This window comes from Streptomyces sp. CBMA123 (assembly GCF_014596465.1).
Taxonomy (GTDB): Bacteria; Actinomycetota; Actinomycetes; order Streptomycetales; family Streptomycetaceae; genus Kitasatospora.
Genome location: NZ_MECK01000635.1, coordinates 1 through 18947, shown reverse-complemented (window position 1 = coordinate 18947; position 18947 = coordinate 1). Strand labels below are relative to the sequence as shown.

At 74.0% G+C, this 18947-nt stretch carries 20 protein-coding genes and 1 pseudogene; 4 read left to right on the top strand and 17 right to left on the bottom strand.

The genetic code is table 11. From position 1 onward, the window contains the following. Positions 1-3: 3 nt before the first annotated feature. The 3 genes from BG452_RS44060 to BG452_RS44050 form a co-directional block, all read right to left on the bottom strand. On the bottom strand, positions 4-771 hold the full coding sequence (locus tag BG452_RS44060) for a hypothetical protein (RefSeq protein ID WP_188310020.1): 768 nt from the start codon (positions 769-771) through the stop codon (positions 4-6). 18 nt (positions 772-789) lie between these two features. Next, positions 790-1086: an ABC transporter permease gene (locus tag BG452_RS44055; RefSeq protein ID WP_188310019.1), complete on the bottom strand. Its 297-nt coding sequence runs from the start codon at positions 1084-1086 to the stop codon at positions 790-792. A 294-nt stretch (positions 1087-1380) separates the two neighbouring features. Continuing rightward, entirely contained in the window at positions 1381-2007 is a 627-nt protein-coding gene (locus BG452_RS44050; RefSeq protein ID WP_188310018.1) for a TetR/AcrR family transcriptional regulator, read from the bottom strand. Between the two features lie 214 nt (positions 2008-2221). Here BG452_RS44050 and BG452_RS44045 point away from each other — a divergent pair, with 214 nt between their 5' ends. The 3 genes from BG452_RS44045 to BG452_RS44035 are packed head-to-tail and all read left to right on the top strand — an operon-like array spanning position 2222 to position 4730. Then, a complete protein-coding gene (locus BG452_RS44045) occupies positions 2222-2980 on the top strand; it encodes an SDR family oxidoreductase (RefSeq protein ID WP_317621520.1) in 759 nt (252 codons plus the stop codon). Further along, a complete protein-coding gene (locus BG452_RS44040; RefSeq protein WP_188310017.1) occupies positions 2977-3762 on the top strand; it encodes an SDR family NAD(P)-dependent oxidoreductase in 786 nt (261 codons plus the stop codon). Before BG452_RS44045 ends, BG452_RS44040 begins: the two co-directional genes overlap by 4 nt. Next, on the top strand, positions 3759-4730 hold the full coding sequence (locus BG452_RS44035) for an NADPH:quinone oxidoreductase family protein (RefSeq protein ID WP_188310016.1): 972 nt from the start codon (positions 3759-3761) through the stop codon (positions 4728-4730). The genes BG452_RS44040 and BG452_RS44035 overlap by 4 nt, the downstream gene beginning before the upstream one ends. A 92-nt stretch (positions 4731-4822) precedes the next feature. On the opposite strand, the gene BG452_RS44030 is transcribed toward BG452_RS44035, so the two are convergent. The 13 genes from BG452_RS44030 to BG452_RS43970 form a co-directional block, all read right to left on the bottom strand. Continuing rightward, positions 4823-5872, bottom strand: coding sequence for a DUF6081 family protein (locus BG452_RS44030; RefSeq protein ID WP_223243638.1), 1050 nt, complete (start codon positions 5870-5872; stop codon positions 4823-4825). Between the two features lie 114 nt (positions 5873-5986). Then, complete coding sequence (locus BG452_RS44025; RefSeq protein WP_188310015.1) at positions 5987-6214, bottom strand: acyl carrier protein; 228 nt, start codon at positions 6212-6214, stop codon at positions 5987-5989. A gap of 92 nt (positions 6215-6306) precedes the next feature. Further along, entirely contained in the window at positions 6307-7323 is a 1017-nt protein-coding gene (locus tag BG452_RS44020) for a 3-oxoacyl-ACP synthase III family protein (protein ID WP_188310014.1), read from the bottom strand. Then, on the bottom strand, positions 7320-8360 hold the full coding sequence (locus BG452_RS44015) for an AvrD family protein (protein ID WP_188310013.1): 1041 nt from the start codon (positions 8358-8360) through the stop codon (positions 7320-7322). The genes BG452_RS44020 and BG452_RS44015 overlap by 4 nt, the downstream gene beginning before the upstream one ends. Beyond that, a complete protein-coding gene (locus tag BG452_RS44010) occupies positions 8357-9127 on the bottom strand; it encodes a thioesterase II family protein (RefSeq protein ID WP_188310012.1) in 771 nt (256 codons plus the stop codon). The genes BG452_RS44015 and BG452_RS44010 overlap by 4 nt, the downstream gene beginning before the upstream one ends. Before the next feature lie 78 nt (positions 9128-9205). Next, the gene (locus BG452_RS44005; RefSeq protein WP_188310011.1) at positions 9206-10516 is read right to left on the bottom strand and encodes an amidohydrolase family protein; all 1311 of its coding nucleotides are present in this window, start codon (positions 10514-10516) and stop codon (positions 9206-9208) included. A gap of 118 nt (positions 10517-10634) precedes the next feature. Beyond that, positions 10635-11891, bottom strand: coding sequence for an MFS transporter (locus BG452_RS44000; protein WP_188310010.1), 1257 nt, complete (start codon positions 11889-11891; stop codon positions 10635-10637). Between the two features lie 43 nt (positions 11892-11934). Continuing rightward, complete coding sequence (locus tag BG452_RS43995) at positions 11935-13551, bottom strand: FAD-dependent monooxygenase (protein WP_188310009.1); 1617 nt, start codon at positions 13549-13551, stop codon at positions 11935-11937. A 92-nt stretch (positions 13552-13643) separates the two neighbouring features. Continuing rightward, positions 13644-14036: a carboxymuconolactone decarboxylase family protein gene (locus BG452_RS43990; RefSeq protein ID WP_188310008.1), complete on the bottom strand. Its 393-nt coding sequence runs from the start codon at positions 14034-14036 to the stop codon at positions 13644-13646. Positions 14037-14131: 95 nt separating this feature from the next. Next, positions 14132-14818 (bottom strand): HAD family hydrolase, encoded by a 687-nt coding sequence (locus tag BG452_RS43985; protein ID WP_188310007.1) that lies wholly within the window; start codon positions 14816-14818, stop codon positions 14132-14134. Then, entirely contained in the window at positions 14815-15537 is a 723-nt protein-coding gene (locus BG452_RS43980; protein WP_188310006.1) for an AAA family ATPase, read from the bottom strand. The genes BG452_RS43985 and BG452_RS43980 overlap by 4 nt, the downstream gene beginning before the upstream one ends. Before the next feature lie 242 nt (positions 15538-15779). Beyond that, on the bottom strand, positions 15780-16649 hold the full coding sequence (locus BG452_RS43975; RefSeq protein ID WP_188310005.1) for a helix-turn-helix transcriptional regulator: 870 nt from the start codon (positions 16647-16649) through the stop codon (positions 15780-15782). A 216-nt stretch (positions 16650-16865) separates the two neighbouring features. Continuing rightward, positions 16866-17618 (bottom strand): SDR family NAD(P)-dependent oxidoreductase, encoded by a 753-nt coding sequence (locus tag BG452_RS43970; protein WP_223243637.1) that lies wholly within the window; start codon positions 17616-17618, stop codon positions 16866-16868. A 125-nt stretch (positions 17619-17743) separates the two neighbouring features. Between BG452_RS43970 and BG452_RS43965 the strand changes: the two genes are divergently transcribed. Continuing rightward, positions 17744-18655 carry a LysR family transcriptional regulator gene (locus BG452_RS43965; RefSeq protein ID WP_188310004.1) on the top strand — a complete coding sequence of 304 codons (912 nt, stop codon included), beginning with the start codon at positions 17744-17746 and terminating at the stop codon, positions 18653-18655. A gap of 37 nt (positions 18656-18692) precedes the next feature. On the opposite strand, the pseudogene BG452_RS43960 reads toward BG452_RS43965, so the two are convergent. After that, positions 18693-18947: pseudogene (locus BG452_RS43960) on the bottom strand (NmrA family transcriptional regulator); the annotation flags it as partial.

Below are 18947 nucleotides of genomic sequence, written 5' to 3'. Positions count from 1 at the left end.
GGCTCACCTCCGTTCCCGCAGCACGGCGAGGTTCTGCGCCGGCTGGTAGTCGTCGGGATCGCTCAGCTGGTACGGGGCCTGCGCCGCCAGGTCGGCCGGCGCGGCGTGCAGCAGCCACAGGCCCAGCTGCCCGGCCGTCGGCTTGGGGATGGCGCGCCAGCGGACGTCCCCGCTGCGCGGGTAGAGGAAGGTGGTCCGCCCGTCGACCGGGCCGGACTCGACGTGCGAGACCTCCAGCGTGGCGCGCCACCAGAGCGGGGCGTGCTCGGAGAACGCCGGCAGCCGGAGATCCTCCAGGGCGACCACGGTGCCGACCACCACGGCCTGCGCCGTCCGGGCATGGGCGGCGAGGTCCTCCTCCCGGTTCTCGCGCTGCACCGAGGAGAACGGCAGTTCGTCGGCGGTGGTGGCGGCCAGCGAGACATGGGGCTCGACCTCGGCGGCGGGCAGCCGACCGACCTCGGCGAGGCCCAGGCTCTCGCCGTAGACCATCCCCTGGGTGAAGAAGGCAGCCGTCTCGCCGACCTTCAGCAGATCCGCTTCGGGCGCCAGCTGAACGGTGACCTCACTGCCCGCGAGGTGCCGGAAGGCGGCCGGAGCGTGGAGCACCTCGTTCACCTTGACCACGGTGGTCCGCTCGTTCCGGGCCTCGGCCGGGAAGGCCGCGAGTGAGGTGCCGCCGACCCGGGTGACCGTGCCCAGGAAGCTCAACGGAGCTTGCCGGACGAGTCTCTTCAACTGCTCGGAGGCGGTGGGAGTCCTGTCTTCCATGACGGCTCTCCTCTCCGCTCACCGCGCGGCGCGGGCCGCGGCCGGGTGCGCCCGGCGCCACTCGATCCGCGCGCCGAGCAGACAGGCCGCCGTGACGGCGGCCGCCAGGGCGACCACCAGCCACTCGGCCGCGCCGCTGCCGGCGTCCGGATCGACGCCGAGGAGCGTCTCGATCCACTGCGGCCACACCAGGGTGAGCAGGAACAACAGCCCGGACAGCCCGCCGAGGGCCGTCTCCAGCCAGAAGCGGGGCCGGACCGGGCTGGAGCTCTGCTGGGGGATTCCTTGCCGGGGCTTTCCCTGCCGGGAAGGCATCGTTGCGCCTCCCCTCTCCCTCCGTCCGGGCCGCGCCCGACGCGCCACGCGCTCGACCGGTCCGCCGGTCGGCCCGGGTCGGGGGTCGGCTCCCGTCGGCGCCACCGGTCGGGGCGCGGTCGCCGCAGGAGGCACTGCTGGGGGTGCGCGGCGACGGAAACCGCGCCGGGGTCCGTTGACCGGGCCGGGAACGCGCCGACATCGGCGCTGTACGCCTACGAGGCACACGTACTTCGTATACGAGTCTGCCCGCACCCTCGGAGTTTGGTCAAGGGCGGCCGCAGGGGCCTGCGGTCAGAGCCGGGCGCCGAGCATCCGCAGCACCAACTCACCGTAGCGGCGGCCGAGTTCCTCCGGGGTCTCGGAGGAGCGCTCGGTGTACCAGCGGGAGACGTCGATGCCCAGCGAGGTGACCGCGCGGGCCGCCGTGCGCACCTCGGAGACCTCGAACTCCCCGGCCGCCGCGCCCGCCTCGATCAGCACGCTGACCTCGCGCTCGATGTCCAGGCGCAGCGCCGCGACCAGCGCGTAGTCGTCCTCGGGCAGGGCGTGCAGCTCGTAGTTGACCACCCGGCCGACGGTCCGGGCCCGGGCGTGCCAGGCGGTGAACTGCTCGACCAGCCGACGCATCCGCTCCGCCGGGCCGCCGTCCCCGGCCACCGCCTCCCGCACCAGGGCGAGGGTGGCGGCGTGCCCGGCCCGGCTGATCTCGGCGAGCAGGGCGGCCTTGGACTGGTAGTGGATGTACAGCGCGGCGGGGCTCATCCCCGCGGCGGTGGCGATGTCCCGGGTGGTGGTGGCGTGGAAGCCGCGCTCCGCGAACGACTCGACGGCCGCCTGGAGCAGCCGGTACGCCGCCTCGGGGCGGGTGTCGGCGCCGGGCAGGGTCGGCCAGAGGTCGGCGATGGGCGTGCTGGTCATGGCGTCATCCTCGCAGAGAACTCGTACAGGCTTTCCCGTCGGCCGTCCGGCGGGCCCGGGCGGACTGTTGACAGGCTCCCGCACCGACAGCATGCTGAGCAAGCGCTTAGTCAGCGCCCATGAAGCAGCGGCACGAAGCAGCGGCATGAGGCAGCGACGTGAAGCAGCAGTGTGCAGCAGCAACGTAGAGCAGACCGGAAAGGCAGGACCCTCCGTGGTGCACTCCTTCAAGGGCCGGGTGGCCGTCGTGACCGGATCGAGCCGCGGCATCGGCCTCGGCATCGCCCGCGAACTGGTCGACCGCGGCGCCAAGGTCTGCCTCACCGCCCGCAACCCCGAGCCGCTGGCCGAGGCCGTCCGCGACCTGGGCGGCCCGGACAACGCGATCGCCGTCGCGGGCAAGGCCGACGACCCGGCCCACCAGGAGGAGGCGGTCACCCGCACCCTGGAGGCCTTCGGACGCCTCGACCACCTGGTCAACAACACCGGCATCAACCCGGTGTACGGCCCGGTCCTGGAGACCGACGAGGCCGCCGCCGCCAAGATCTTCGCCGTCAACGTGCTCGGCCCGCTGGCCTGGACCCGCCGGGCGCACGCCGCCTGGATGGGCGAGCACGGCGGCTCGATCGTCAACGTCGCCTCGATCGCCGGCATCCGCGCCTCGCTCGGGATCGGCATGTACGGCATCAGCAAGGCCGCGCTGATCCGGCTCACCACCGAGCTCGGCGCCGAGCTGGGCCCCCAGGGCATCCGGGTCAACGCCGTCGCCCCCGCCGTCGTGAAGACCAGGTTCGCCGAGGCGCTGTACGAGGGCCGGGAGGAGAAGGTCGCCAAGGCCTACCCGCTGGGCCGGCTCGGCGTCCCCGAGGACGTCGCGGGCGCGGTCGCCTTCCTGCTCTCCCCCGAGGCCGGCTGGATCACCGGCCAGACCCTGGTGGTGGACGGCGGGGTCACCCTCGGCGGTGGCATGTGACCACCGACCTGACCGGCCAGGGCGTGGTGGTCACCGGCGCCGGCCGGGGCATCGGCGCCGCGCTGGCCCGGGCCTTCGCCGCGGCCGGCGCCCGGGTGGTGGTCAACGACCTGGACGCCGAGGCCGCCCACACGGTCGCCCGGGACTGCGGCGGCACCGCCCTGCCCGGCGACGCCGCCTCCGCCACCGGCCTGGCCGCCCTGGTCGACCGGGCCCGCGCCGAACTCGGCGAGATCGACGTGTGGTGCGCCAACGCGGGTGTCGCCCCGGTCGGCGGCGCCGACGCACCGGCCGCGGCCTGGGCGAGCGCCTGGGAGGTCAACGTCATGGCCCACGTCCGGGCCGCCGAGCTGCTGCTCCCCCGCTGGCTGGAACGCGGCCGGGGCCGCTTCCTGGCCACCGTCTCCGCCGCCGGGCTGCTCACCATGCTCGGCTCGGCCCCGTACGCGGTCAGCAAGCACGGCGCGCTCGCCTTCGCCGAGTGGCTCTCCGCCACCTACCGCCACCGCGGCGTACGGGTGCACGCGCTCTGCCCCCAGGGAGTGCGCACCGACATGCTGGCCTCCACCGGCGCCGTCGGCGAGGCGCTGCTCGCGCCGACCGCGCTGGACCCGGAGGACGTCGCCGAGGCGACGCTGGACGCGCTGCGCGAGGAGCGCTTCCTGATCCTGCCGCACCCCGGGACCGCCGAGTACTACCGCGTCCGGGCCACCGAACCGGAGCGCTGGATCGCCGGGATGAACCGGCTCCAGCAGGACCTGGAGAAGGGCGGAGCACTGTGAGGGCCTGGCAGGTGCACGAACTGGGTGAGCCGGCCGCCGTGCTGCGGCTCGCCGACGACGTCGCCCGGCCGGTGCCGGGCCCGGGGCAGCTGCTGGTCCGGGTCCGGGCGGCGGCGGTGAACTTCCCGGACGCCCTGATGGTGCGCGGGCACTACCAGGTCCGCCCGCCGCTGCCGTTCACCCCGGGGGTGGAGCTGTGCGGCGAGGTCGCCGAGGGCCCCCGGCGGGGCGAGCGGCTGATCGGCAACCCGGTGCTGCCGCACGGCGCCTTCGCCGAGTACGCGCTGCTGGACGCCGCGGCCGCCTTCCCGGCGCCCGAGGCGCTGGACGACGCCGAGGCGGCGGCGCTGCACATCGGCTACCAGACCGCCTGGTTCGCCCTGCACCGCCGAGCCCGGCTGCGGGCCGGGGAGACCCTGCTGGTGCACGCGGCGGCCGGCGGGGTCGGCAGCGCAGCCGTCCAGCTCGGCCGGGCCGCTGGGGCCCGGGTGGTCGCCGTGGTCGGCGGGCCCGCGAAGGCCGAGGCGGCCCGGGCGCTCGGCGCCGACCTGGTGGTGGACCGGACCGGCCAGGACTTCGTCGCCGCCGTCAAGGAGTTCACCGGCGGGCGCGGCGCGGACGTGGTCTTCGACCCGGTCGGCGGCGACGCCTACACCGGCTCCACCAGGTGCGTGGCCTTCGAGGGCCGGATCGTGGTGGTCGGCTTCGCGGCCGGGCAGATCCCGGCACCGGCGCTCAACCACGCCCTGGTGAAGAACTACGCGATCCTCGGCCTGCACTGGGGCCTCTACAACACCCACGACCCGCAGGCCGTCCGCGCCGCCCATGACGAGCTGACGAAGCTCGCCGACCAGGGCGTCGTCCGGCCCCTGATCAGCGCCCGGGTGCCACTGGCCGAGGCCGCGACGGCCGTCCAGCTGGTCGCCGACGGGCGCAGCACCGGGCGGATCGCCGTCCTGGGCGGCTGAGGGCCGGGGAAGGGCCGGGGAGCCATGGGCGGCTGAGGACCGGGGAGTCCCGGCCCGGCGCACGGGTTCCGGGCCGTGCGCCGGGCCGGAGATCACTGGGTGGTGGTGACGGTCAGGTACGAGGAGGAGATCTCCGCGCCCTGGCCCCAGAGCCGGTCGCCCGGCCGGCTGTTCGGGTCGACGAAGGTCTGCGGGGCCGGCCGGCCGCTCAGCGGGGCGTAGTAGTAGCCCGGGGTGGTGTCCAGCCGGACGAGCCCGCGGCCGTCCTGGCCGGCGCCGTCCATGATGGTGAACGTCCCCAGGCCGCACAGGAGTTGGCGCGGCGCGACGGCCTGGTCGGTGCCGCCGTGGTCGGTGACCAGGTGGGACCGGTCGGCCGGGCGGGCGCCGAGGCCGGACACGCTGTACACCGGGATGCCGTCGATCATCCAGGTCGCACGGGTGCGGCTGTCGTCCAGCACGATCCGGTAGTTCAGGGACGCGCCCTTGGAGATGGTCGCCACCGGCACCGCGTAGGCGAAGGCCGAGTACGTGGTGTTGGGGTAGCGCAGCCGCTCGTACCAGGCGTACACCGTGTTGTCGGTGACGTGGAAGTCCATCAGCACGCCCGTCTCCAGGTCGGCCACGACCATCGCGCCGTTGGCGAGCCGGAGGTCGGACTGGGCGTCGGTGGCGTTCACGCCGAACGGGTTGGCCCCGGTCTTGCGGGTGGTCACCGACAGGTTGGCGTCGCAGGTCCAGCTGCCGGCGGCCGGGGTGTCGTAACCGGCGAAGCCCGCCGTGGAGTTGTGGTTGGCGAAGGTCAGCCACTTGGTGTGGTCGCGGTCGCCGGCGCCGCCGGCGGTCTGCTGGGCGGTGGTGAAGGCGAAGGCCGGGTTCCCGGTGGCCGGGTCGGTCCCGCTCGGTATCACGTGCAGCCCGTTCGCGTCCGTACTGGGGATGCCGTCACCGCTCGGCATGCCGGGCGCGGGCCAGAGCTGCCACTTGCCGGCGGCGGAGGTGTCGAAACCGCTCTGGAAGTCGTCGGTGAAGACGGTCGTGGTCGTGCCGGCGGCGTGGGCCGGGGAGGTCGCGACCGGGACGACCGCGGAGGCCAGGGCCAGTGCGGCGGCGGCGCGGACGAGACGTCTGATCGGGCGCATGGCAGCAGGTACCTTTCGAGGTTGCTCGGGCTTGTTCGGGGACGTTCGGGGTTGTTCGGGGTTGTTCGCGGGTGTGAGGTCCCGGCGGTTCGGGGTACGGCCGGCGGGCGGGGTTCAGCGGGCGGCCGTCAGCAGATCCGCTATCGCGTCCGCGTTGCCCGCGTCCATCAGTTCGTCGCCCGGTATCCGTCGGCCGTACTCGTGCTCCAGGATGACGGAGAGTTCGAGCATGACCAGGGAGTCGATGTCGATGTCGGAGAACCGGGTGGCGGGCGTGACCTCGCCCTCCACCGCGAACTTCTCCACCAGGAGTCCGACGATCCGGTCGGCCACTGCGCTCATGGGTTCTCGCCTTTCGATGCCGGCCGGCCCTGCCCGGGCCGGCCTCGGTACGTCGTTCGGATGGGGTGGGGGGCGCGCCGGGGAGCTGCGCCTCAGTCTCCGAGGACGCCGTCCACCGTGATGTCGGGCCAGGTCAGGGCGGTGGAGCCCCAGTTGAGACCGACCCCGAAGGTGCTGGAGAGGATGCGGTCGCCGACACCGAAGGTCCCGGCCGCGGCGGCGTGGGTCATCGCCAGCGGAATGGAGGCCGCCGAGGTGTTGCCCACCCGGTCGATGTGCAGCAGGACCCGCTCGCGCTGCACCTTCAGCAGGTCGGAGACCGCGTACAGGATCCGGGAGTTGGCCTGGTGACCGGCGAACCAGTCGACGTCCCCGACCTCCCAGCCGATCCGGTCCAGCAGCTTCGCCGAGGAGGAGCTCATCCGCTCGACCGCGTGGGAGAACAGGTCCTTGCCGCGCATGGCGAGCAGGTTGTCCTCCTCCGTCGGCGGCTGCCGGTGGGAGCGCTGCCGGGAGCCGCCGACCGCCAGCCGGGCCAGATCGTGGTGCTCACCGTCGCTGCCGAGGTCGAAGCCCCGGAACGCGCCCGGCTCGTCCGGATCACCGGCCCGCAGCACCGCCGCGCCGGCCCCGTCGCCGAAGATGATCGCCGAGGCCCGGTCCCGGTGGTTCAGCCGGGTGGACCAGATGTCGGCCCCGATCACCAGCGCCCGGTCGACCAGGCCGGCCGAGATCGCACCGACGGCGTTGGCCATCCCGTAGACCCAGCCGGTGCAGGCCGCCGAGAGGTCGTACGCCCAGGGCTCGCCGAGGCCCAGCCGGTGGGCGATCTCCGGTGCGGTGGCGGGCATCGGCTGGTTGGGGGTGCTGGTCGCGAGCACCACCAGGCCGACCGTACCGCCCCCGGCGGACTCCATCGCCCGCTGTCCGGCGGTGATCGCGAGATCGCCGGTGACCGTACCGGGGTCGGCCCAGTGCCGTTGCCGGATGCCGGTCCTGGTCCGGATCCAGGTGTCGTCGCTGCCGACCAGCTCGCCGATCTCGTCGTTGGAGACGATCCTCGGCGGCACCATCGCGCCGAGCCCCTCCAGTACCGCGGCCCTGGTCACACCGCCACCTCCGCCCGGTCGTCGCGGACCCGGCCGGCCGGCAGCCGGTGGGTCGCCGCACAGCGGATCCGGAGGTGTTCGAAGGCCGCGGCGATGTCGACCACGCGCCAGTCCTCCCCCTCCCTGGTGGTGAGCAGCCGCGGTTCGACCAGTTCCACGGACAGCGGCGCCGGGCCGGCCACCGGCCGGTGCGGGTCGCCGATCTCCAGCACGGTCTGCCGCATCCAGAGCGTGTCGCTCTCGGCGCGGGGGACGTCGTCCAGTCCGTAGATCAGGATCTGGCCCAGCTGGATCGCGCCGACGAAGGCGTCGATGACCGAGACCGACCCGTGGCTGTAGCTCTCCAGCCCGCCCACCGGGCCGGCCGGCGGCTCCACCGCGCGGCTGCCGAGCAGGGCGGTCGCCCGCCGGGCGGACAGGTCCACCCGCAGGTCCTCGATGGTCTGCGCCCTGCTCCGGTGCGCGGCGGCGAAGGGCCGCAGCGGGGCCGGCCCGAGCAGTACGTCGGGCGAGTCGCAGCGGGCGGTCCGGGCGGCGCCGGCCGGGAGCTGCGGGTGCTCGACCTCCAGGCGGGCCCGCAACTCGCCGACCTGGCAGTCCACCACGGTCGAGTGCCCGGACGGCCGGGCGGCGGTGGCGCGGACGGCGAAGCCCCCCAGCTCCTCCTCCACCGGCTTGGTCCCGGCCTTCAGCCGCACCCGGCGCAGCCGGAGCCGGCCGCGCTGCTCGGCGCCCAGGCCGAACGTGTGCGTCAGGTGCAGTTCGGCGGCCTCCCCCGCGATCAGCAGGGCGTCGATGCTGCTCAGGTGCGGGGCCTGGTCGGTGCCGCCCTTGCGGGACCAGTCGGCCGGGTACTCGACGGCTCCGCGGGCCAGCACCGTACCGGTGCCGTCGGCCTGCGAGCTGATCCGGATGTCGGTCAGCCGCTGCCGCGCCCTGCGGTAGCCGCTGCCGAAGAAGCGGCGCTCCCCCGCGCCGAGGTAATCGTCCACCGTGGTGCGGGCCGGTGCGCCCGGCGTCTGTGTCGTGCCGATCATCTCACTCCCCCGTGGTTGTCGATCACGGCTGCGAGCCGCGTGAAGAATGCGTCCTTGGACTGTCGTTGGAAGAAGTGCCCGCCGGGGACCACCTGGAGGGTCCCGCCCCGCATGGAGTGCTCGGACCAGGCGGCCGCGTCCGCCACCGCCACCAGGGGGTCGTCGGCACCGGCGAAGACGTCGATGGGGCAGGGCAGTTGGTAGCTGAGGTCGGTGTGCCGACGGCTCTCGCACAGTTCCAGGCCGGCCCGGACCTGGGCGAGGTGCTCGGCGAGCCGGTCCGGGCAGCTGCGGACGGCCTCCGGCAGACCGTCGAACGCGGCCAGCCGGCGCATGAGCCAGGCGTCGTCCAGGTGCAGCGCCGACTCCAGCGGGAGCGGCAGGTGCGGCGCCGAGTGGGCGCCCACCAGCAGCCGTTGCGGCAGCCGGCGCCCGGTCGCGGCCAGGAACCGGACCAGGTGGTACGCGACCAGCGAGCCCATGCTGTGGCCGTAGCACAGGTACGGTTCGTCCAACTGCGCACCGAGCTGCGCCTGCAGGGCCCGGGCGAGCGCGGCGAGGTCCCGGTGGGGTCCGCTGCCGGGCCCGTCCCGCTCCGGCAGCCGGACCGCGACGACCTCGACCCGCGACCCCAGCCGCCGCTGCCAGCCGGCGAACGAGGCGGTGCTGCCGCCCGCGTGGTGGAAGCAGAACAGCCGGACCGGCCGCGCGGCCGGCGTCGCGCGGGCGGCGCGCACGTCGGCGAGACGGACGACGTCGGCACTCACAGGCTGTTCCTCTCCTACGGGCTACGGCGGGCGGCGGTGGGTGCGTGCCCGCCCCGGCCGGGGCGGGCACGCGGTCGGTCACTGCTCGGTGCCCCGCAGGTGGGCGGCCGAGGCTACGGCCAGCTGACGGGCCCGGGCGGTGTCGGCCAGCAGGCGGCCACCGCGCTTGACGACCCGGCCGGCCACCAGGACGGTGTCCACGTTGCCGGTGTGGGCGGCGAGGACCAGCGACTCGGCGGCGGTGGTGACCGGAGCCAGGTCGATGTCGTCGGCGCGGACCAGCACCAGGTCGGCGGCCTTGCCCGGCTCGATGGAGCCCGTCCGGTCGCCGAGGTGGACGGCGCGGGCGCCCTCGACGGTCGCCATCCGCAGCACGGCCTGGGCGGGCAGCACCGGCTCGCCCTCCGGCGTGTCGGCGCGGTCGGCGGCCAGCGCGAAGCGCATCTGGGTGAACAGGTCGCCGCTGGACTCCATCTCGGTATCGATGCCGAGACCGGGGTTGACGCCCGCGGTGCGCAGCCGGCGCACGGCCACGTTGCGGCCCAGTCCGGGCATGGTGAGCTCGATCTGCGGGCAGATCGACACGGTGGTGCCGGAGTCCGCGAGCAGCTTGAGCGCGTCGGGCTCGGCGCCGTTGACGTGCGCCAGGTTGACGTCCGGGCCGAGCAGGCCGGCCTGGTGGAGCAGCTGGACGCCCTGGTGCTCGGGGCTGGGGCTGCCGGTGGACAGGTGCGTGGTGATCGGGACGCCGAGCTCGCGGGCGAGGGCGAAGTCCTTGACCGCGTTGTCGATGCCGGAGTAGTCCGGGCCCTTGGCGGCCATCGCGAGGGTGACCAGCCCGTCGTCCGAGGGGAGCAGCTGCTCGCGGACGCGGCGGATGTCGAGCGGGTGGGTGGCGGCGAAGTCGAGCTTCGAGCCGATCGGCCAGGCGTGGCCGAACACGGCGCGCACGCCCGCGTCCTGGAGGGCCCGGACGGCGGCGTCGGCGTGCTCGGGCGAGTTCATCGCGTGGGCCCAGTCGAGCACCGTGGTGATGCCCGCGTTGAGCGCGGTGAGCGCGCCGAGGTAGGTGCCCGCGTAGACGTCCTCCGGGCGGACCTTGTCGCCGAGGCCGATCAGGGTCTGACCGACGTACTCCATGATCGAGGCCTCGGAGTCGGACTGCCGGAGGCTGCTCTGCCAGGTGTGCCGGTGGGCGTCCACCAGGCCGGGCAGGACGAAGGTGCCCGAGGCGTCGATCACCTCGGTGTCGGGGGCCGGCTGGAGGTCGGTCCCGACGGCCGTGATCCGGCCGTCCTCGATGAGCACGTCGCCCGTGGGGAATTCGCGGTTCTGGGCGTCCATCGTGACGATCCAGCCGCCACGGACCAGGGTCCGCTGAGTGGTCAAGGCAATTCTCCCAGTGTCTCCGGTGACGGCCCGGGGGTCGGGCCGTCGTCGTTCGGTTCGGTGGCCGGGCGGATCGGTCCGTCCGGCCGGTGGGGGCCGGGGCGAGCCCCGGCCCCGGTCATGCGGCGGCCGACCCGGCGCCGGCCCGGGCGTCGACCGCCCACACCAGCAGGGCCAGCAGGGCCAGCGCGGCTCCCACCGCGCACACCGCGCCCCAGCCCGCCGCCGCGTAGGCGGCGCCCGAGGCGGCGGATCCGGCGAAGCCGCCGATGAAGTAGGTGGTGGTGTAGGCGGTGGTGATCCGGCTGCGCGCGTCGGCCCGCAGCCGGTAGATCACGCTGAGGTTGGTGACCTGGACGCCCTGGACACCCAGGTCGAGCAGGACCACCCCGAGCAGCAGGGCGACCAGCCAGTGCCCTCCGTTCAGCGCGAGCAGGCCCCAGCCGGCGAGCACCACCGCCAGCAGGACGCCGGTGGTCACACGGTCCAGCCGCCGGTCGGCGAACCGGCCGGCGATCCGGGCCGCGTACGCCCCGACCGCGCCGACCAGACCGACCAGGCCGATCAGCGCCGCGTCGAAGTCGTACGGCGGCCGGGCGAGCAGGAAGGCGACGGAGGCCCAGAAGGCGTTGAACCCGGCGAAGGTGACGAAGCCGAGCAGGCAGCGCCGCCGCAGCACCGGTTCCTCCCGCAGGATGGTCAGGACCGAGCGGAGCAGCGCCGGGTAGGGGAGCCGGGCGGCCGGCTCGACCTTCGGCAGCCGGAGCCTCAACACGGCGGCCAGCAGCAGGGTGAGCACCCCGGCGGCGACGAACACCGCCCGCCAGCCGGCCCAGCCGCCGAGCAGCCCGCTGCCGGTCCGGGCGAAGAGGATGCCCAGCAGCAGCCCGCTCATCACCCGTCCGGAGACCTTGCCCCGCTCCTCCGCGCCGGCCAGGGAGGCCGCGAAGGCGACCAGCATGGGCCCGACCACGGTGCACATCGACAGCACCGCCATCGCCGCGACCAGCACGGCGAAGTCGGGCGCGGCCGCGGCGACGGCGCAGGCGACGGCCGTCACGGTGAGCATCACCACGACGATCCGGCGGCGTTCCGTGACGTCCCCGAGGGGCACCAGCAGGGCGAGCCCGGCCGCGTACCCGAGCTGGCCGACGGTGGTGACCAGGGAGGCCGACCCGCTGCCGAGCCGGAAGGCGTCGGCGATCCCGTTGAGCAGCGGTTGCACGTAGTACAGGTTGGCGACCGCGAGACCGCAGGCCCAGGCGAACAGGGTCACCAGGCGGGGGTCGATGCCCGCGCCGGGACCGGCTGCCGGGCCGGTCGGGGCGGGGGGTGACGCCGGCTCCGTGTCGTGGGCCGGGGTTCGGGGGGTCATGGCTGTCCTTCCCTGTCCTTCCGTCAGGACGGTGTGCGGGGGGTCAGGGGGTGTCGGAGCCGGCCGGCCGGGCAGCGCGCAGGAACCGGAGCACCTGGTCGGGGCGGTCCGCGCCGGCCAGCAGCGCGAGGTGGCCGTCGGGGCGGACCACCGCGAAGGCGGGGTTCCGGCCGAAGGTGCGGTCGAGGATCCGGGCCGGCCCGCCGGAGACCCGCGCGAGGTCGCGCACCGTGATCCCGGGGTCGAGCTTCCCGCTCAGCGACCGGGCCCGCTGCGCCCAGTCGGCCTTCGGGCGCCGCCCGGGCCAGAGCAGCACGGTGTAGTACGCGGGGTCGAGGGTCGGCATGCCCGAGTCCGGCTCCGGCGGGACGAACATCGGGACGCGCTGGCCGGGCTCGATCGGCCGCGGGTGGCGCAGCAGGATCGGCTCGGTGGCGAGCCGGCCGTAGCTGACGTCGACCTGGCTCAGCAGCGGCACGACCATCCGGCTGACCAGCCCGGTCTTGCAGGCGAGGGTGAACAGCGTGTCGCGCACGGCGATCCGCCCCGCGCTGCGCTGGAGCGCGAACCGGGCCTGCGCCGCCGAGGTGCGCGAGAGCCGGGTGGTGCCGGCCTGCCGCTCGGGGGCGTAGCTCTCCAGGACCGACTCCCGCAGGGTGCCGTTGACCACGCCGGCCAGCTTCCAGCCGAGGTTGGCGACGTCCATCAGGCCGACGTTGAGGCCCTGGCCGCCGGCCGGGCTCACCACGTGCGCGGCGTCGCCGACCAGGAAGCACCGGCCCTTGCTGAAGGTCTCGGCGATGCCGAGCCGCGGGCGGAAGGCCCGGGTCCAGTCCGGTGTGCCGACCTGGATGTCGCGCCGGGAGCGGGAGCTGAGGATGTGCTGGATCAACTCGCGCGAGGGGTTGCCGTCCTCCTCGCGCCGGTGCGGGGTGGTGGCGGCGAAGCGGTAGCTGCCGTTGCTCAGCGGCACGATCGCGGCGACGCCGTCGCGACAGTAGTAGTACTGGCCGAGCGGCGGGACGTCCCCGGAGAGCGGTACGTCGCCGATGGCGTAGGTGACGTCGATCTCCTCGCCGTCGAAGCGGATCCCGAGTTCGCTCCGCACAGTGCTGGCCGGTCCGTCCGCGCCGATCAGCCAGTGCGGCTCGACGGTCTCGCCGGTGCCGTCGGAGTGCTTGAGCACGGCCCGCGGGCGGGCCCCGGAACCGTCCAGCGAGACCAGTTCCACCCCGCGCTCGACGACCCCGCCGAGCTCGGCCAGGCGCCCGCGCAGGACACGCTCGGTGTCGCGCTGCGGCAGCGCCAGGATGAAGGGGTACGGCGAGTCGTCGAGGGTGCTGAGGTCGGCGGTGCCGAGCAGCCGGCCCTCGGAGTAGTAGCTGAGGCCGGTGGTCCGCCGGCCCTCCCGGACGAGGGCGTCGGCGACTCCGATCCGCCGGAGCATCTCCAGGTTGCGCGGCCAGACGAGGACCGCCTTGGAGTGCGGGTCGCTGGTGTCGATCCGCTCCTGACGGTCGATCAGCCTGACGTTCACGTCCTGCTGGAGGAGTTCGCAGGCCAGCGCCATGCCGATGGGTCCGGCGCCCACGATCAGCACCTGCGGGGCGGGGTCGCGACCGGCGCCCGGCTGGGCCGGGGGCTGCTCGTCGGCGGGCATGTGGGGTCCTTCCGTCTCGGTGGCCGCGGTCGGCGGTCCTGGAACACCCGGTGACCGCGGTCGGCGGTCCCGGCACGTCTCGGTGACCGCGGTCAGCGGTCCTGGAACTTCTCGATGGCGCTCTGCGCGACGCCCATGGCGTTGATCGCCCGGGGCACCCCGGCGTAGAGCGCGACCTGGCTCAGCGTCTCGGCGACCTCCTCGGCGGTGGCGCCGTTGCGCAGCGCTCCACCGACGTGGAAGCCGAGTTGGCCCTCGCAGCCGCCGAGGGCGGCCAGGACGGCGACCGTCACCAGCTGGCGGGTGCGCAGGTCGAGGCCGGGACGGCCGACCACTTCGGCCAGGCCGAAGGCGACGGTCTCGGCGAGCGCCGGAGCGGTCGCGTCCAGCGCCTCCCAGGGCACGGCGGCGGTGTCTCCGGCGAGGCGGCGGAAGACCTCGCCGGCCTCCTTCCGCAGCGGGTCGGCGGACTGGTGCTCGGTCATCTCTGTTCTCCGGGAGAGTGGTTGGGGAACGGGGCACAGGGCACGGGGGCACAGGGCACAGGGCGCTGTGGCGGATCGCCCGCGCGCGGCGCGGGTCAGGCCGGCAGCGGGGCCGGGGTGTCGGCCCAGCAGGTCCACGCCCGGCCGCGGGCCTGGTCCACCAGCGCCCGGTCGGCGTTGGCGACCACGACCGGGTGTCCGACCGACTCCAGCAGGGGCAGGTCGGAGATGTGGTCCCCGTACGCCCAGGAGCGCGGGAGGTCGAGCCCGTGCGTCCGGGCGGCCCCGGCGAGCGCCTCCGCCTTGTACCGGCCGATCATCGGGTGCGGGAGTTCTCCGGTGTAGCGGCCGTCGGCGACGGTGGGCCGGGCGCAGATGACCAGGTCCGCGCCGAGGTGACGGCCGATCGGGTCGAGGCAGGGCGGGAAGGAGCCGGACACCAGCACCGTCAGGTGCCCCTGCCGCCGGTGGCCCTGGAAGGCCGCCAGCGCGCGCCGGTGGAAGAGCGAGCCGCCGGCGAGTTCCCGGGCGAACCACTCCCGGCCCAGCTCGGCGAGTTCGGCCTCCGGCCGCCCCGCGTAGTTCCGGTAGTACAGCAGGTTGGCCTCCTCCCGCCGGCCGTTGGCCCGGGCTTCGGCGAGACGGGCCATCGCCTCGTCGAACGCCGCGTCCGGCAGGCCGCGGGCGGCCAGGTCGAACCGGAGGAAGCCGATCATGCTGACCACGGTGGTCAGGGTCTCGTCGACGTCGAAGAAGGCGGCCCGGCGCCCGGTGGCGCTCACTTCGCCCCCAGCACTCCGGCGGGGACCCGCTCGGTCTCCAGTCGCAGGTCCTGCCCGCCGTAGTCCGCCTTCGCCCGTCGGATCGCCTCGTCCACCGGGATCAGCGCCGGCAGGTCGAGCAGCTTGACGATCTGCTGCAGCCGCTCGGCGATCGTGCCGCCGATCACGTGGTACGGCATCCCCATCTCGGCGAAGCTGCTCAGCAGCATCTCGTCGCAGAGCCGCCGGAACTGGTCGTTCATCGGCCGGTGGCCGTCCGCGACGATCGGCAGCTCGTTGCGCAGGTGCACGAAGGTGTCGTAGGTCTTGGCGACGTGCTGCTTGAAGGCGCTGCCGTACTGGACCATCACCTGCTCGAAGAAGTCCATCTCGGCGGTCCGGGCCACGGCTTCGCCCTCCGGGAGGTGGGCGGAGGCGGTCGGGTTGATGCCCGCCCGGACCCGCAGCGTGCCGTAGATCCACTCCTGCAGCGAGGACCCGTCGGAGACGAAGCCGTCGCTCAGGAGGTTCTCGTGCACCGCGCGCTCGACGTGCCGGCGCATCACCAGCTGGAGGAACTCCGGCGGGGTGCACTCGGCGAGTGCCTTGCCCGGCAGGGCTTCGGGAAGGATCTCCCGCATGGTCTTGGCCAGCGTCCTCGGCATGCCGGTCAGATGCGACAGCGCCATCACCGTGAACGTCTTGCCGGACGAGTACGTACCCGAGACTGCCAACTTCACCTTGCGCCCCCTTGTGACCGGTCTTCCGGCTCGTCGGACGGCGAATCCCCGGGCCCGGCCCGCGTTCCCCGCCGGCCGGGCCGCCTTCGCCCGGAGACGACGCTAGATCGTCCGCGATCCTGGTGGCAGTGTCGGATCATGGTGGTGGTGGCACCACCAGGCACCGGGTACCGGACAGCACGACGGGGGCGGGCGGGCGTTGGGGGAACGCCCGCCCGCCCCCGTGGGGCGGAGCGGTCCGGTCAGGCCACCGCGCGGCCCTGATCGGAGAGTTGACGCAGCAGCAGCTTGAACGGGGCGGAGGCGGCGGTCTGCTCGTCCGGCCCGTAGAGGTGCAGCCTGAGGTGCGGCGCCTCGCTCAGGTCCAGCGCGGTGTGCTCGAAGGTCAGCGCGCCGCAGCGGGGGTGCAGGACGGTCTTGGTCGCCCGGGTGGCCAGGCTGATCTCGTGCCGGTCCCAGAACGTGCGGAACAAGGGGCTCTCGGTGCGCAGCCGTTGGGCGATGTCCATGAAGTGGTGGTCGTCCGGGTAGCGCGCCGCCTGGTCCCGGAGGAATCCGATGACCTCCCCGGCCACCGCCTCGGTGTCCGGGAACCTGGCGCGCCACTCGGTGTCGAGGAAGAACCGGACCGCCTGGTTGTTGTTCGCCTCGGTCAGCCCGAACACCTCGCGGGCGGCCTCGTTGAAGACCGGGATGTTGCCGTAGCGGTCGACCAGTTTGGCCGGGAACGGCATCCAGCGGTCGACGATCCGCTGGAGCCTCGGCGGGACCCCCTCGGTGTGGGTGTCGCGGGGCAGTGGGGAGTTGAGCCCGGCCAGCCGGTACAGGTGGGCCCGCTCGGGCTCGCCCAGCCGCAGGGCCCGGCTCACCGCGTCCACGACGTCCGGGGAGACCTTGATGTCCCGCCCCTGTTCGAGCCAGGTGTACCAGGAGACCCCGATACCGGCGAGCACCGCCACCTCCTCCCGCCTCAGCCCGGGGGTGCGCCGGAACCCGGCCGAGGGTAATCCGACGTCCTCCGGTTTGAGCGCGGCGCGGCGGCTCCGCAGGAAGTCTCGCAGCTCCGTCCGTCGAACGTGCCTCGCATGCGTACTGTCAATCGCCTTCTCCATAGGACCAGACTAACTCTGGAGTTTTCGGCCGAAACATCAGCGGGGCACCGGACTTGACCGGGAAGACCTGCCTGACCTGCGGTTCTCTCCGCGCTCAAGCAGCCCTGCCGGCGCATCCGGAATCCTCGGCTCGATTTCTTCACGATTCCCCAGCGACCGCCACCTGCGGTCACGCGAATACCGTGACGATTTACGCCGATTCCGGCCCGGGTTCGGTCAGCGGGGGTGAATGCCGCCGTTCAGCCCGATCACCTGGTCGGTGAGGTAGCCGTTGTGCAGCACCGCCATCACAAGGTCGGCGACCTCCTCCGGGCGCCCGTACCGTCCGACCGGGACGGCGGGCGAGAGGCTGCCCTCGGTGAGCGAGGGCAGCATCCGGGTGTTCTCGATCAGCGCCGGCGCCACCGCGTTGACCGTCACCCCGTGCCCGGCGACCTGGGGCGCCAGGGCGTGCACCAGGCCGTGCAGCCCGGCCTTGGAGGCCGCGTAGTGCGGGCCGACGATGCCGCCGATGAAGGCGGCGGTCGAGGAGATGAAGACCAGCCGGCCGTAGCGGCGCGCCATCATCGCCGGGATCACCTCCTGGGCCAGCAGGAAGGGCGCGCGGAGGTTCACCGCGAGGGTGCGGTCCCAGGTCCGGGTGTCGACGGCGAGACGGATCCGGCGAGGCGCGTAGCCGGCGTTGGGGATCAGCACGTCGATCGGTCCGAGCGCGTCCGTGGCCTCCTGGACCAGCCGCTCCGGCGTCAGCGGATCAGCCAGGTCGCCCTCCAGGGCGACCGCGTCGAGCCCGATCTCCCATGCCTCCTCGGCCAGCAGTTTCGCCTCGGCGTACCGACCGCCGGCCGCGAAGGCCACCCGCGCACCGGCCGAGATCAACCGGCGGCCCAGCGCACCGCCGATCCCGCCGGACGCCCCGGTCAGCAGCACCGCCCTCCCGGCCAGACCCGATTCCTCCAGGCGCATCATCAGCTCTTCCCCTCACCGTCGGACCAGCGATTCCCCCCTCACCATGCGGTCGTCGGACTGCCGGTGTCCAAGACTCTTTCCCGAAGCTGTCATACCCTGCGGGCATCACGACCGAGGAGGACCCGGTGGACCTGGACCTGCGGAAGCTGCGCTACTTCACGGCCGTCGCGGAACGGCAGCACTTCGGCCGGGCGGCGGAGGAACTGCACATCGCCCAGTCGGTGCTGTCCCGTCAGATCATGGCACTGGAAAGGGAGTTACGTGCCCAGCTGTTCGTCCGCACCCGGCGCACCACCCGACTGACCGCCGCCGGCGAGCAGTTGCTCGCCGACGCCGGGCCGCTGCTGGCGAACGCCGAGGCGGTCCGCCGGCGGGTCGCTCTGGCCGCCGGCTCGGGACCGCTCGGCTTCGTCGTCGGCTTCATGCCCGGCCTGATCGTCACCCCGGCGGTCCGGGTCATGTCGCAGCGCCACCCCGAGCTGTCGGTCGAGGTGTTCCGCACCGGCTGGGACGACCAGGCCCAGGTGATCAGGGACGGCCGGGCGGACGTCGGCTACCTCCGGCTGCCGGTCGACCAGCGCGGGCTGACCGTGCTGCCGCTGCTCGCCGAACCACGGGTGGCGGTGCTCCCGGCCGACCACCGGCTGGCCGGGCACGACGCGGTCACCCTCGCCGACCTGGCCGGGGAGCACCTGCTGCAGAACCCCGACGCGGTGCTGCCCCCGCACGCGGCGTCCGCGCTGCTAAACGGGCGCACGCGGCCCTCCGTCCAGACCATCCGCACCGTCGAGGAGAAGCTGGAGTACGTCGCCGCGGGCCACGGCTTCGTCGTCCTCCCGCTGTCCGTCGCGACCTTCTACACCCGCCCGGACGTCACCCACCTCCCCGTGCACGCCCTCCCTCCGTGCCAGGTGGCGCTCGCCTGGGACCGCAGCCGGCGCAGCCCGCTGATCGAGGAGTTCGCCGGCATCGCGGCCATGCTCCAGGCCTCCTCGCTCAAGCCCCTGGACGCCCGGCAGCCCACCGCCCTCGGCTGAGGCTCCGGCCTGCGGCCTCCGACCTCCGGCGCCGGGACTACCGGCCCGCGATGACCTCCAGGGCCGGGCGCGGCGGGCGGCCGAGCAGGGCCGCCAGGTCACCCGGCCCGCCCGGGCCGGCCAGGAAGCCGTGGGCGATCGCCGAGCAGGTGCCGACCAGCATCGGCACCTGGAAGTCGCGCAGGGTGTCCGAGGCCGCGGCCGCCGTACGGGCCCCGGCGAGCCGGCCCGGGCGGTACTCGGCGCCGAGCGCCTCGGCCACCTCCGCGCCGCCGACCGCCCGCTCCCCCAC